Annotated in this window: 11 protein-coding genes and 3 tRNA genes; 4 read left to right on the forward strand and 10 right to left on the reverse strand. The window is 57.9% G+C overall.

Translation table 11 applies throughout. The features are described from left to right. Window positions 1-95 precede the first annotated feature (95 nt). Both valS and L7A15_RS00800 read left to right on the forward strand, forming a co-directional pair. Window positions 96-2,735 (forward strand): valine--tRNA ligase, encoded by a 2,640-nt coding sequence (gene valS, locus L7A15_RS00795; RefSeq protein ID WP_237207886.1) that lies wholly within the window; start codon window positions 96-98, stop codon window positions 2,733-2,735. A 149-nt stretch (window positions 2,736-2,884) separates the two neighbouring features. Then, window positions 2,885-3,457 carry a hypothetical protein gene (locus L7A15_RS00800; RefSeq protein WP_237187862.1) on the forward strand — a complete coding sequence of 191 codons (573 nt, stop codon included), beginning with the start codon at window positions 2,885-2,887 and terminating at the stop codon, window positions 3,455-3,457. A gap of 71 nt (window positions 3,458-3,528) precedes the next feature. On the opposite strand, the gene L7A15_RS00805 is transcribed toward L7A15_RS00800, so the two are convergent. From L7A15_RS00805 to L7A15_RS00850, 10 genes are all read right to left on the reverse strand, one after another. Then, a complete protein-coding gene (locus L7A15_RS00805) occupies window positions 3,529-4,158 on the reverse strand; it encodes a DsbA family protein (protein ID WP_272878648.1) in 630 nt (209 codons plus the stop codon). Window positions 4,159-4,236: 78 nt separating this feature from the next. Beyond that, window positions 4,237-5,523 (reverse strand): ATP-dependent Clp protease ATP-binding subunit ClpX, encoded by a 1,287-nt coding sequence (gene clpX / locus L7A15_RS00810; RefSeq protein ID WP_237201344.1) that lies wholly within the window; start codon window positions 5,521-5,523, stop codon window positions 4,237-4,239. 205 nt (window positions 5,524-5,728) lie between these two features. After that, window positions 5,729-6,406, reverse strand: coding sequence for an ATP-dependent Clp protease proteolytic subunit (locus L7A15_RS00815; protein WP_237201345.1), 678 nt, complete (start codon window positions 6,404-6,406; stop codon window positions 5,729-5,731). Window positions 6,407-6,436: 30 nt separating this feature from the next. Continuing rightward, a complete protein-coding gene (locus tag L7A15_RS00820) occupies window positions 6,437-7,060 on the reverse strand; it encodes an ATP-dependent Clp protease proteolytic subunit (RefSeq protein WP_272878647.1) in 624 nt (207 codons plus the stop codon). Window positions 7,061-7,296: 236 nt separating this feature from the next. Continuing rightward, on the reverse strand, window positions 7,297-8,052 hold the full coding sequence (locus L7A15_RS00825; RefSeq protein WP_237187859.1) for an ABC transporter ATP-binding protein: 756 nt from the start codon (window positions 8,050-8,052) through the stop codon (window positions 7,297-7,299). Beyond that, window positions 8,049-9,128 carry an iron chelate uptake ABC transporter family permease subunit gene (locus L7A15_RS00830; protein ID WP_237207887.1) on the reverse strand — a complete coding sequence of 360 codons (1,080 nt, stop codon included), beginning with the start codon at window positions 9,126-9,128 and terminating at the stop codon, window positions 8,049-8,051. The genes L7A15_RS00825 and L7A15_RS00830 overlap by 4 nt, the downstream gene beginning before the upstream one ends. Continuing rightward, entirely contained in the window at window positions 9,121-10,095 is a 975-nt protein-coding gene (locus L7A15_RS00835; RefSeq protein WP_237187857.1) for an ABC transporter permease, read from the reverse strand. The genes L7A15_RS00830 and L7A15_RS00835 overlap by 8 nt, the downstream gene beginning before the upstream one ends. Window positions 10,096-10,235: 140 nt before the next feature. Further along, complete coding sequence (locus L7A15_RS00840; protein WP_237187856.1) at window positions 10,236-11,261, reverse strand: siderophore ABC transporter substrate-binding protein; 1,026 nt, start codon at window positions 11,259-11,261, stop codon at window positions 10,236-10,238. Window positions 11,262-11,549: 288 nt separating this feature from the next. Further along, complete coding sequence (tig, locus tag L7A15_RS00845; protein ID WP_237187855.1) at window positions 11,550-12,848, reverse strand: trigger factor; 1,299 nt, start codon at window positions 12,846-12,848, stop codon at window positions 11,550-11,552. Between the two features lie 112 nt (window positions 12,849-12,960). After that, window positions 12,961-13,035, reverse strand: a tRNA-Pro gene (locus tag L7A15_RS00850). Window positions 13,036-13,191: 156 nt separating this feature from the next. Between L7A15_RS00850 and L7A15_RS00855 the strand changes: the two genes are divergently transcribed. Both L7A15_RS00855 and L7A15_RS00860 read left to right on the forward strand, forming a co-directional pair. Continuing rightward, window positions 13,192-13,262 (forward strand) — tRNA-Gly (locus L7A15_RS00855). 5 nt (window positions 13,263-13,267) lie between these two features. Next, a tRNA-Gly gene (locus tag L7A15_RS00860) sits at window positions 13,268-13,338 on the forward strand. The last annotated feature ends 224 nt before the right edge of the window (window positions 13,339-13,562 follow it).

Consider the following 13,562-nt stretch of genomic DNA (forward strand, 5'->3'; position numbering starts at 1 on the left):
CTCAATAGCCCCTGCAGCCTGTATGACCTAGATTTTCTGACGAGGCAAGCTCAGTGTGCCTGCACAAGAAAACTATCCGTGAGAGAATGGTTGGCATGGCTGAAATCAATCAGGGCACAGACACGCCCGCAGAAAACACCGTAGACATTACCGTCCCCGCGAAGCCCGGCCTTGAAGGCCTCGAAAAGAAGTTCACCGAGAACTGGGCCGCCAACAAGACCTACGCATTCGACCCCAACACCACCCGCGAGCAGGTCTACTCCATCGACACCCCGCCGCCCACCGCGTCCGGCTCCCTGCACGTCGGTCACATGTTCTCCTACACCCAGACCGACGTCATCGCCCGCTACCAGCGCATGAAGGGCAAGAACGTCTTCTACCCCCTGGGCTGGGACGACAACGGCCTGCCCACCGAACGCCGCGTGCAGAACTACTACGGCGTACTCTGCGACCCCGCAATCCCCTACGACCCCGATTTCAAGGCTCCCGAAAAGCCCGCCAAGAACCAGCGCGACTGGCCCCGTATCTCCCGTCAGAACTTCATCGAACTGTGTGAAATCCTGGCGGTAGAAGACGAAAAGGTCTTTGAGGAGCTCTTCACCACCCTGGGTCTGTCCGTTGACTGGTCACATACCTACCGCACCATCGACGCCCACTCCCGCAAGGTCTCCCAGCTGGCCTTCCTCAACGATCTGGCGAGCGGCGATGCCTACATGGCAGAGGCCCCCACCATGTGGGACGTCACCTTCCGCACTGCGGTAGCCCAGGCAGAACTGGAAGATAAGGAACGCCCCGGCGCCTACCACCGTATCTCCTTCCACCGGGAAAACGGCGAGAAGGTCTGGATCGAGACCACCCGCCCCGAGCTCCTGCCCTCCTGTGTCGCCCTGGTAGCCCACCCCGACGACGAGCGCTACAAGCCCCTCTTCGGCACCAAGGTCACCTCTCCCCTCTTCGGTGTAGAGGTCGAAATCAAGGCCCACACCCTGGCCCAGCCCGACAAGGGTGCCGGCATCGCCATGATCTGCACCTTCGGCGACACCACCGACGTCACCTGGTGGCGCGAACTCCAGCTGCCCACCCGCGCCCTCATCGGCCGCGACGGCCGCTTCGCCACCGACACCCCCGAGTGGATTACCTCCCCCGAGGGCCGCGAACGCTACGAGCGCATGGCAGGGGCTACCGTCTTCACCGCTCAGAAGACCGTCGTTGAAATGCTGGTCGAAGCCGGTGAAATGGACGGCGATCCCAAGCCCATCACCCACCCGGTCAAGTTCTACGAGAAGGGCGACAAGCCCCTCGAAATTGTGGCCTCCCGCCAGTGGTACATCCGAAACGGTGGCCGTGACGCTGACCGCCGCGACGCCCTGATTGAGCGCGGCCGCGAGATCACCTGGCACCCTGCCTTCATGCGCTCCCGCTACGAAAACTGGGTTGAGGGCCTGAACGGCGACTGGCTCATTTCCCGCCAGCGCTTCTTCGGCGTACCCTTCCCCATCTGGTACAAGCTCGACGCCGACGGTGAACCCAACTACGAGCAGCCCATTATCCCCAGTGAAGACATGCTCCCTGTGGACCCGGCCTCAGAACCCGCCCCCGGCTACACTGAGGACCAGCGTGGCGTGCCTGGCGGCTTCATCGCCGACCCCGACGTCCTCGACACCTGGGCTACCTCCTCCCTGACCCCCCAAATCGCTACCGGTTGGGGTGTGGACGAGAACCTGCACAAGGTCACCTTCCCCATGGACCTGCGTCCCCAGGGCCACGACATCATCCGCACCTGGCTCTTCTCCACCGTGGTACGCTCCAACTCCCTGGAGAACTCCGTGCCCTGGACCGACACTGCCCTCTCCGGCTGGATTCTGGACCCGGACCGCAAGAAGATGTCCAAGTCTAAGGGCAACGTAGTCGTCCCCAACGAGGTGCTTGAAAAGTACGGTTCGGACGCCGTGCGCTACTGGGCAGCCAGCGCCAAGCTGGGTGCCGATACCGCCTACGACGAGGCCCAGATGAAGATTGGCCGTCGCCTGGCTATCAAGCTGCTGAACGCCTCCAAGTTCGTGCTCGGCCTGGGTGCGACTTCAGCCTCCGTCGTGACCACCGCCGAGCAGGCAAGCGTCCTGACCAACGAGCTGGACCGCTCCCTGCTGGCCCGCCTGGCCGCCCTGGTTGAAGAAGCCACCACCGCCTTTGAGAACTACGAGTACGCCCGTGCCCTGCAGATCTCAGAGACCTTCTTCTGGCACTTCACCGACGACTTCGTCGAACTCATCAAGGACCGCGCCTACGGTAACGTCGGCGACGTCGAACAGGCCTCCGTCCTGGCAGCCCTGGCCACCACCCTGGACGCCCTGCTGCGCCTCTTCGCCCCCTTCCTGCCCTTCGTCACCGACGAAATCTGGTCATGGTGGCGAGCAGGCTCCGTGCACCGCGCCTCCTGGCCCACCGCCGAGGGCTATGCTGCCCTGGCAGCCCAGGCCGACGCAGAGGTCCTACCCACCGTGGCAGCCGCCCTGGGTGGCCTACGCAAGGCAAAGTCAGAAGCCCAGGTCAAGCAGCGCACCGAGGTTGAAACCGCAACCATCACCGGCTCCGCCGCAGATATCGCCCGTATTCGCGGCGGTCTCGGCGACCTCAAGGCAGCAGGTAACGCCCGCGACATCACCCTCACCGAGGGCGAAGGCGAACTCACTGTTTCTGACGTTGTCCTCGTAACCGAAGAAAACGCAGAATAGTACTAGAAAAGCCGCACAACAATAGGTTGTAGAGCACATCAAAACTGGCCACTGGGTACAACCCCAGTGGCCAGTTCTAGGTAGAATAAAAAAAAGAATTGTTGCGGTTCACCTTCCGCTTCGACACTCCACCACAGTAGAGGCTTACTATGAAAAATTTGAAGACCAGCAGCACTCGTGTCGCTGCACTGGCCCTGGTAGCCGTTGCCGCCCTGTCAGCTTGCGGCAATAACGCCACCACTGACCAGGCCGCAGAATCAACTCCCGCCCCCACCTGGGCTGGCGCTACTGCCCCTGCAGACGTCCAGCTTGATGATTTCCGTGACTACGAGAAGGTTGAGGACGTCGAAAAGGCTGTAGCTGACCTTAAAGATACGGACATCATCAACTACTACAACGTTATGTGTGCAGGCCATGTCCTTCCCACCAAGGATGAAATCCTGAACTTTACTGTCCGCGCTGACTTCACCACCGACGTCAAGGCCGCCTACAACTTCGTCAACGACGCCCCCGACATCGTCCGTCAGATTAGCGATCGCAACCTAGAACTGCGCCAGTCAACTGACGCTAACCGTCCTTCAACCACCACTGATTCCCGTTGCCTGGATTCAGCTATCATCAAGAAGGCTAAGGCCGCTCAGGAAAAGCGAAGTGCAGCTACCTCAGCACCCGCATCTGAGAAGGCAACTGACAAGGCAACTGCTGAGTCAACTAAGAAGTAATTCTTTTTACTGTGTGCATACAAGAAGGGGCCCCGGTGATGACCGGGGCCCCTTGGTTTTTCTGTGATCGCTTATGCCTTGTCGATGTTGAAGATGGGCCCGACGGTGCGAGGCCGCTTAATTTCATAGAAGCCGGGGTAGGAGGCAAGGGCCACAGCACCGTCAAAGACCTTAGCTGCTTCTTCGCCGGTCGGGGCAGGTGACATGACGGGGCCAAAGAAGGTGACACCGTTAATGCTCATCAGGGGCACACCGATATCGTCACCGCCGGCTGAGTCCAGGCCGTCGCGGGTAGAGGCCCGCATGGGTTCGTCGAACTCTTCGGTAAAGGCCACCTGGGCCAGTTCGGCGGGCAGGCCGGTTGCTGCCAGGGCCGCTTCGATTGCTTTCTCGAAGTAGGTGCCTTCCTTGTTCTTCCGGTGGTGGATTTCCTCGCCCAGGGCGGTGTAAAGTTCGTCGAGTTTTTCCTGCCCATACTTCTCTGCCACAGCAGTTGCTACACGGGCCGGGCCCCAGGTGTTGTCGATGTGCTTGCGGTAGCCGGGGTCAAGATCCCGTCCCTCGTTCAGGACGGCCAGGGAGAAGGGGTGCCAGGTTACCTCAACATCGCGGAGGGTCTCGACCTCCTTGATCCAGCGGGAGGTCATCCAGCACCAGGGGCAGGTGGGGTCAAACCAAAAATCAACAGTATTGTCAGCCACGGGGGCGTCCTTTCATTCGAGGGTAAAAGTGAAGAACCCGCTACCGGCTGTTTTGTTGCCGGTAGCGGGGTTGATTGCTTAGGCCGATTTTTTCTCGGGCGTTTCCAGCACTAGGATTGGTTCCTTCTCCCCCGCCACGACGGCCCGGTCGATAATGACGGAAGTGACATCGCTCCGGCTGGGCACATCAAACATCACCGGCTGCAGAATTGATTCCATGATGGAGCGGAGCCCTCGGGCGCCGGTATCTCGTTCAACGGCCTGGCGGGCAATAGCTGAAATCGCCTCGTCCTCAAAAATGAGGTCTACCCCGTCGAGGGCAAACATACGCTTATACTGTTTGACCAGGGCGTTCTTGGGTTCGGTGAGGATTCGCTTGAGGTCGGGTTCGGTCAGCTTACCCAGGGTTGCCAGCACCGGCAGGCGACCTATGAACTCGGGAATCAGGCCGAACTTGAGCAGGTCCTCAGGCATGAGCTTGGTGAGGATGTCGTCGTCCTTGGCCGCCTGGTCGATAGAGGCCCCAAAGCCGATCCCCTTGCGTCCTACCCGGCCCCCCACAATCTCTTCGATACCGGCAAAGGCGCCAGCCACGATGAAGAGGATGTTGGCGGTATTGATCTTGAGGAACTCCTGCTGGGGGTGCTTGCGTCCGCCCTGCGGGGGTACGGAGGCTTCGGTTCCCTCTAGGATTTTGAGCAGGGCCTGCTGGACGCCCTCGCCCGAGACATCCCGGGTGATGGAGGGGTTATCTGCCTTGCGGGAGATCTTGTCGATTTCGTCGATATAGATGATTCCGCGCTGGGCTTTTTCGATATCGCCGTCAGCGGCCTGGATGAGTTTGAGCAGGATGTTCTCGACGTCCTCCCCCACATATCCGGCCTCGGTCAGGCTAGTGGCGTCGGCGACGGCAAAGGGGACGTTGAGTTTCTTGGCTAGGGTTTGAGCCAGGTAGGTTTTTCCGGAGCCGGTGGGACCAACCAGGAGGATGTTGGACTTGGCAATATCGACGTCCTCCCCCTCAGTGGCCAGGAGCTCCTTGGCTTCCATGGCGGGGTTGTCCTGGGCTCGGATTCGCTTGTAGTGGTTATAGACCGCAACGGAAAGGGCGCGTTTGGCGGCCTCCTGCCCGATGACGTATTCCTGTAGGTGGTCAAAAATCTCGCGGGGGGTAGGTAGTCTATCTTCGACCACTAGTTCTTTGACATCTGCGAGTTCTTCTTCGAGGATTTCGTTGCAGAGCTCTACGCATTCGTCGCAGATGTAAATGTTGATGGGGCCGGCAATGAGTTTTCGAACCTGCCGCTGGTTCTTCCCGCAAAATGAGCATTTGGGAAGAGTGGTGCTATCGCCTAGGCGAGCCATAGACCTTACCTTTCCTTGGGGTTCCTCGTACTAATCTACCGTGAATTTCTGGTTGTGCCCAAGATATGACGGGCGGCTGCCCCTGCATGGCTTTATGACCTCGTATGACGGGCGGCGGTGGGGACGCCAAGGCCCCACCAGGTGCTGTACCGGCTGGCGGTACTGCGGTGGGGCCGGGCGTTGAGGTTGGACTAGGTGCTGGGCCTTAGTCGTGCTTCTCGGCGGTGTTGAAGGCGGGCTTTACGGCCTTGCGGGATTCAAGTACCTGGTCAACGATGCCGTATTCGAGGGCGGCCTTGGCAGTGAGGATGTTATCGCGCTCGATGGACTTATCGACCTCTTCAAAGGTCTTGCCGGAGTGCAGAGCCAGGGTCTGGGCAGTCCATTCGCGCATGCGCATCACTTCGTTGGCGTGGATCTCGATGTCAGAAGCCTGGCCGCCCTGCTGGCCCGAGAGGGCGGGCTGGTGAATCAGCACGCGGGCGTTGGGAAGGGCAAGGCGCTTACCGGGGGTACCGGCTGCAAGCAGGACGGCGGCGGCTGAGGCGGCCTGGCCCAGGCAGACGGTCTGAATTTCGGGGCGGATGTACTGCATGGTGTCGTAGATTGCAGTCATTGCGGTGAAGGAGCCGCCGGGTGAGTTGATGTAGAGGGTGATGTCGCGGTCTGGGTCCTGGGATTCGAGTACCAGTAGCTGGGCCATGATGTCATCGGCGGAGGCGTCATCGACCTGAACGCCCAGGAAGATGATGCGGTCTTCAAAGAGCTTGGCGTAGGGGTCCTGGCGCTTGTAGCCGTAGGGGGTGCGCTCTTCGAAGTTGGGGAGCACGTAGCGGCTGGTGGGCATACCGGCAGGTGCGGTAGATGAAGGAAGGTGAATCATTCGTTTCTCCTGGAAAAGTTCTGTGCCGGTTTACTTATCGGTGGCGCTGGTGGCCGGGCCGATCTTGTCGAGAATCTTGTCGAAGAAGCCGTAGGCCAGGCCTTCTTCGGCGGTGAACCAGTTGTCGCGGTCGTTATCGCGCAGGATGGTTTCAACGGTCTGGCCGGTGCGCTCAGCGGTGATTTCACTCAGGCGCTTCTTCATGTCGAGAATCAGCTGGGCCTGGGTGCGGATGTCGGAGGCGGTGCCACCGATACCTCCGGAAGGCTGGTGCATGAGGATGCGGGCGTTGGGGGTGGCGTAGCGCTTGCCGGGGGCACCTGCGGTGAGCAGGAACTGGCCCATGGAGGCTGCCATGCCGGTGACAACGGTGACAACGTCGTTGGGGATCAACTGCATGGTGTCGTAGATAGCCATGCCCGCGGTGACGGAGCCACCGGGTGAGTTGATGTAGAGGTAGATATCTGCCTCGGGGTCTTCAGCTGAGAGCAGGAGCAGCTGGGAGCAGATGCGGTTGGCGTTGGAGTCGCGGACTTCAGAGCCAAGCCAGATGATGCGTTCCTTGAGCAGGCGGTTGTAGACGTAGTCGTCCTGGCTTCCCATGGGGGTTTCCATGGCAGGTGCCTGGTGAGCTTCCGGAAGGGTGAAGGACATGTATCCGCTCCTTATATCGGGGAGGCGCCGGTGGGGCGCCAAAAATTTACTTGATATTTAGGTTATCTCTTGAACCACCTCCCCCAGCTCCAAAATGCTATGAGTTCGCTGTTGGCATGTCAGTTGTGTAGGCCCTACCTACTCCATGCACAAGCTGCCAGGCCGGCGTCCTAACCATACAGGGTGAGGACGCCGGCCCGGCAGCTTAGCTACTTCCACCCGCTTGAGGAGGGCAGTTAGTGGTAGCAGGCGATTGGTCCATTGGGACCCTGGATGACCTGGACTGGGGTGTTGAATATTTCTGTCAGAAGGTCATCTTTCATGATGTCTTCCACTGTGCCGAAACGGGCAAGTTTGCCGTCCTTAATGGCGCAGATGTAGTCGGCATAGCGGGCAGCGAAGTTGATGTCATGGAGGACGACGATGATGGTGCGTCCCAGGGCCCGGGCAGCGTTGTGTAGATGCTGCATCATCTGGACGGAGTGAGAGATGTCGAGGTTATTGAGGGGCTCGTCCAGAAGGACATAGTCGGTCTCCTGGCAGAGCACCATGGCCACGTAGGCTCGCTGACGCTGGCCACCGGAGAGTTCATCCAGGTATCGGTTCTCTAAGTCGGTGAGGTTGAGAAAGTCGATATAGCGGCTAATAATCTCTTCATCTGCGGTGGTGAGTCGGCCACCGGTGTAGGGGAAGCGACCAAATCCAACCAGTTGGCGAACCGTTAGCTTCGTGACGAAATGGTTTTCCTGGCGGAGGATCGAAATGACCTTGGCGAGGTCTTTAGATTTTGAGGTGGCCACATTCATCTCACCGACGGTAATGGTTCCGGTGTCGATATCGAGCAGGCGACCAATCATGGTGAGGAGCGTTGATTTTCCTGCACCGTTAGGGCCGACGAGGGCGGTAATACCACCGGCAGGTAATTCTAGATCGACCGGGCCGATATTAGTTTCGCCGGAGTAGCTTTTTGCTACCTGTTGCAGGGTAATCACAGTTTGCCCTTTCGAAGAATGACGATGAGGAAGGTAAGACCGCCCACTAGCTCAATGATGATACCAACGACGCCTTGGGCCGAGAAGATATGGTTCATGATGAAGTATGAGGCAGCAAGAATGGTGAAGCTGAGGACCATGGACATGGGGAAGAGGAAGCGGTGGTCGTAGGTGTCAGCAAACTGGTAGGTCAAGGTTGCCACCAGAAATCCAAGGAAGGTCAGAGGACCAACCAGGGCGGTAGAGACCGCCATCATGACGGCAACGACGACCAGAACGATAATGGATTCACGCCGATGGTTGATTCCCAGGTTGGTTGCAGCTTGTGGGCCCAGGGAAAGGGCGTTGAGGGTTCGGGCCTTGGCAAAGAAGACGAGGACGCCCACGGCCACCAGTGGTAGGGCTATCGGGTAGTACTCCGGATCAGCGTTGTTCACTGAGGCGAAGAGACGGGCAGTGAGGATGTCGAATTCGCTGGGGGTCAGCATTCGTTGCATGAAGGTTGAGACAGACCCTAGTCCCCCACCGAGAACGACACCTACCAGGAGCATGACGTGCATGTTTGCCCGGCGTCCCGTCAGCAACCAGGTGTAGAGCAAGAGGGACAGGGCGACCATCATGACGAGCTGGAAGACGAAGGTATCGAGTGTACGAGCTGCGATGAGACCGGCTGCACCAGAAAAATAAATCGTCGCCGTGTGAATGGCTGCGTACAAGGCCTGGAACCCCAGGATTCCGGGGGTGATGATTCTGTTGTTGGTAACGGTCTGGAAGGCAACCGTCGCAATGGACTGGCAGATAGCTGCAACTATCATTGCGATTACCGCGTTTGATCGACGTTCGGCGACGAGCCACCATTTTTCTGTTCCGGTTTCAAAAGGGTTACCGTATGCGAGCAGGCCGAAGGTCGCCAGGGCTGCGGTACAGGATAGGGCGGCCAGGACGAGCCAGTAGGTGCGGGCTGCTTTCTGGGTGCTGAAGGAGCCAACACCTCGTTGCGCCCGGTCGGCTACTGGCTGCTTGGGCGAGGATGCTGGCACCCCATCGGGGGCGGTTTGTCGAGCAGGCTTAAGCACGGGGCCGTCCCTTCAGAATCAGGCCGATAAAGACGATGGCACCTACGATACCCAAAATAACGGACACCGGGATTTCAAAGGGGGCAATGATGAGTCGGCCAATGAGATCGCAGACGGTCACGACGGCAATACCTGCCAGGGCGACCCAGGGCAGGTTAGAGCGCAGGTCATCGCCACGGAACATACTGACCATGTTAGGCACAATCAAACCGATAAAGGGTAGAGCGCCGACCACGACAGTGACAACACCTGTAGAGATAGCAATGAGAGCTGTTCCAATAAAAACGATCTGAGCGTAGTTGAGGCCGACGTTGGTGGCGAAGTCCTGGCCAAGCCCTGCAACTGTCAGGCGGTCAGCGTACCAAAAGACCACAGCAACAACCGCAAGGACAATCCATAGGACCTCGTACTGTCCCTTAATGACGGACGTGAAGCTTCCTGCGAACCACACCCCAAGGTTCTGTAAAAGGTTAGTTTGTAGGGCAAAGAAGGTGGTAAATGCGGACACAACGGCGCCCAGCATCATTCCAACCAAGGGAACAATCAGGCTTGAGCGTAGGGACACCTTACGCAGGAACAGGAAGAACACCATACTGCCACCAAAGGCAAATAGTATTGCTGCTGCCATCTGTTGCAGGAGTGTTGCCGCTGGGAAAAAGTAAAGCATAAAGAGCAGGCCCAGGCTGGCCCACTCCGTCGTGCCAGTGGTGGTAGGCTCAACAAATTTGTTTTGGGTCAGCATCTGCATCACTAGCCCACACATAGCCATAGCCGCGCCAGCTAGGACGAGGGCAATGGTGCGGGGAATACGGGTGATAGCAAACATCTCTGCGCCGTCTGTCTGCCCGAAGATATCGTAAGCGCCCGTGAAGAGAGAGGCTGCCAGTAGTAGCAGGACCCCGAGCAGGCTCAGGAGAAATTTTCCGGTCAGAAGGGGGCTACGGGTTCGTACAGGGTAGAAGGACAAGTACCGCTTTTGGGTAGCGCAATGGGGGTCATTGTCCTGGGCAGGATTGTGTGTCTGAGGTGATGTCGTCATATAGGCCTCAAGGAGCCACCCCACGGTATGCGTGGTGTGGCTCCTTATCTTAGAGGTTGTGGGTAAATTTACTTCGCTGCTTCGAACTTATCAGCCAAGTCATTCAGAATCTCGGTGTAGGTAATGATTGACTCGTTGGTGTAGGTGTCTGCAGGTGCGTAGGCAATCTGGTTTTTGGTGATCGCGGTGACGTTGGTCAGGGCAGAGCTACCAGCGATGACGTCTGCTGCGGCCGGGGAACCCTCATCGGTGGTGGTACCGGCGTCGCGGTCAAGAACCAGGAGCCAGTCAGGGTTGGCCTGGGCGATTGCTTCAACGGAGATATCGTCACCCTGATGGTTATCGGAGGAACCCTCCACTTCGAGGGCAGGCTTGAGGCTCAGCATGTCGAAGATGGGGCCGTAGGTGCGGCCGATGGAGGGGGCGATGTAGCCGATTTCGCCACCGGAGACGTTGACGGCCATGACGGTTGAGGTGCCGTCGTAGGCGGCCTTAGCGCGGGCAAGGGCAGCGTCGAAGTCTGCAATGAGCTTCTCAGCCTCGGCCTGCTTGCCGAATACCTCGCCAAGAACGGTGACCTGACGCTTCAGCTCAGCGTCGAGAGGCTGGCCCTCACGGGGCTCCAGTTCCAGGATAGCTGCCTGAGGGTTCAGCTCCTTAATGGCATCGTAGTGCTGGGAGAAGCGCTGACCGTTGACAATCAGGTCCGGCTCTTCTGCTGCAAGGAGCTCCAGGTTGGGCTCGCGGTGGGTACCGATGTCGGTGATGGAGCTATCGTTCTTGTAGGTTTCGATGGTCGGGGGAATCAGGGCCAGGGGGGCCGCGACCAGGTCCACTCCCCAGTCTTCCAGAATCTCGAAGGAACGGTTATCGGTTGCTGCTACCTTCTGGACGGGCAGGGTAACGGTTACTTCGCCGTAGTTATCGGTCACGGTGACGGTGCCTGCACTCTGGCTTGCCGAGGCGGATGAGGAGGCTGATCCGCTAGCTGAGGATTCATTTGAGGCAGTGGTGGATGAGCCTGCACCACAAGCGGTAAGCGCCAGTGCTAGAACCGAAGTAGCTGCCAGGAGGGAGATACGGTTTGCCTTCACGGGGTGTCCTATATCTGTTGTGGGGGGTGTGTATGGTGACAAGCCTGATGTCTCTCTTAGGCTTGACTTACCTTACTTTAGTGAGTCTTACCTAACTATGCAAATATTAGGGCATGTTTTCATAGCTTAATTCAACTTTTCCCCTCATGTCCGCCCTGAACAACACCTCCTACACCTCCGTCTCCACCCCACACACAACCTGCACCCAAGCAACAAAAAGCCCCTGATGGCACATCAGCACCATCAGGGGCTCACCAAGACCTCTCAACAGTTGAGGGTCACTAATCCTTATTCAGCGTCAGCAGATTCGCCCAGGAAGGAAGACAGGTCAACAAGGTTACCGTCAGCGTCCTTAACCTCAGCCTGGGAGAGAACAGCTGCCAGCGCCTTGGAGCGACGAACCTCGCCCACAATCATGCCGGACTGGCCGGAGCCGTCAAGCATCTGGGCGAACTGGTTGGGATCCATACCGTACTGCTGGGACATGGTGATGATGTAATCAATCAACTCAGCCTGCTCAACGGACACTTCTTCCTTCTCAGCAATCGCATCAAGAATCATTTCATTCTTGAAGGCACGCTCGGTATTGGAGCGAACCTCTGCACGGTGCTCCTCAGTGTCGTGGTCTGCATCCTGACCGGGGGCATTGAAGTGCTGGTTCAGCTGGTCTTCAATGACCTTTTCAGGGACGGGAACCTCAACCAGCTCAACGAGGGCATCAAGAACCTTGTCGCGTGCTTCGGCGCCCTGTTCGGCTACCTTTGCTTCCGCGGCCTGCTTCTTGAGGTCTTCCTTGAGCTCAGCAATGGTATCGAACTCTGAAGCCAGCTGAGCGAAGTCGTCGTCAGCTTCGGGCAGTTCGCGTTCCTTCACAGCGGTGACCTCAACCTTAACGGTTGCCTCTTCACCAGCATGCTCGCCACCAGCCAGCTTGGTAACAAAGGTTGCATCCTCACCAGCAGACAGGCCGAGGACGGCTTCGTCGAGGCCGTCAAGCATGGTGCCTGAACCAACCTGGTAGGAAAGATCGTTAGCAGCGTCAATCTGCTCGCCATCAATCTCAGCAGCGATATTGATGGTAAGGAAGTCAGCATCAGCAGCAGGACGATCTACAGCCTTGAGAGTGCCAAAACGGCCACGCAGGTTATCCAGAGCCTTCTGCTCATCCTCTTCAGTTACCTCAACGTTAGCAACCTCAACCTTGATGCCAGAGTAGTCAGGCAGCTCAATCTCAGGGCGAACAGTAACTTCAATCTCAAGCTTGACATCAGCCTCGCGGTTACCCTCTTCAGGCTTAGCGATAATCTTCAGTTCAGGCTGAGCCAAGGGGGTCAGCTCATTTTCAGCCAGGGCCTGACCATAGTAGGAATTGAGGGCGTCATTGAGAGCGTTTTCGACAACAAAGTCGAAGCCTGCACGCTGCTCAATCAGAGCCTTAGGGGTCTTACCCTTACGGAAACCAGGAACTGAAATCTGGTTTGCCAGTGACTTGTAGGTTCGGTCAAGGTAGGTCTTGAATTCAGCGAAAGGAACCTCAACCTCAAGCTTAGCGAGGGTCGGGTTGATCTTCTCGACGGCAGTCTTCACGTCCGTTGATCTCCTGATTACTTGAAGGGACCGCACACCAAAACAAAGAATGCGGCAAACATATCGTTCTATAGAAAAACCCGCCGATTCCGGCGGGTCGCTCTATTTCACGTCGGGGTGACAGGATTCGAACCTGCGATCTCCTGCTCCCAAAGCAGGCGCGTTAGCCAAGCTACGCCACACCCCGTATGCACGGAAGGCAACAACCAGTTTAGCCGCAACTTCCCGTAATACCTAACTCTACCACCCCCAACACCCCAACAAACTCCAAACAATCCACCACAATTTGACACAACCACCAGAATCAGGTTTACTAGAACAGTCCTCACAAAGGGCAAACATCGGGGATGTAGCTTAATGGTAAAGCCTCAGTCTTCCAAACTGATTACGCGGGTTCGATTCCCGTCATCCCCTCTCACGCGGCTGTAGCTCAATGGTAGAGCGCACGCTTCCCAAGCCTGATACGCGGGTTCGATTCCCGTCAGCCGCTCGGTAAACGACCATCACCAGATGGTCGTTTCTTCTTTAACCCACGGGAATCGAACCCGCGGGCCCAGCCTCGCAGGCTCGGCTGATTCGGGGCCCTTTTTACTTCCTCGCACGCTCGGAAAAGGCCCCCTCATCCCGTCAGCCGCTCGGTAAACGACCATCACCAGATGGTCGTTTCTTCTTTAACCCACGGGAATCGAACCCGCGGGCCCAGCCTCGCACGCT

Origin of the sequence: Rothia nasimurium (genome assembly GCF_928391935.1) — a bacterium.
GTDB lineage: Bacteria > Actinomycetota > Actinomycetes > Actinomycetales > Micrococcaceae > Rothia > Rothia nasimurium_D.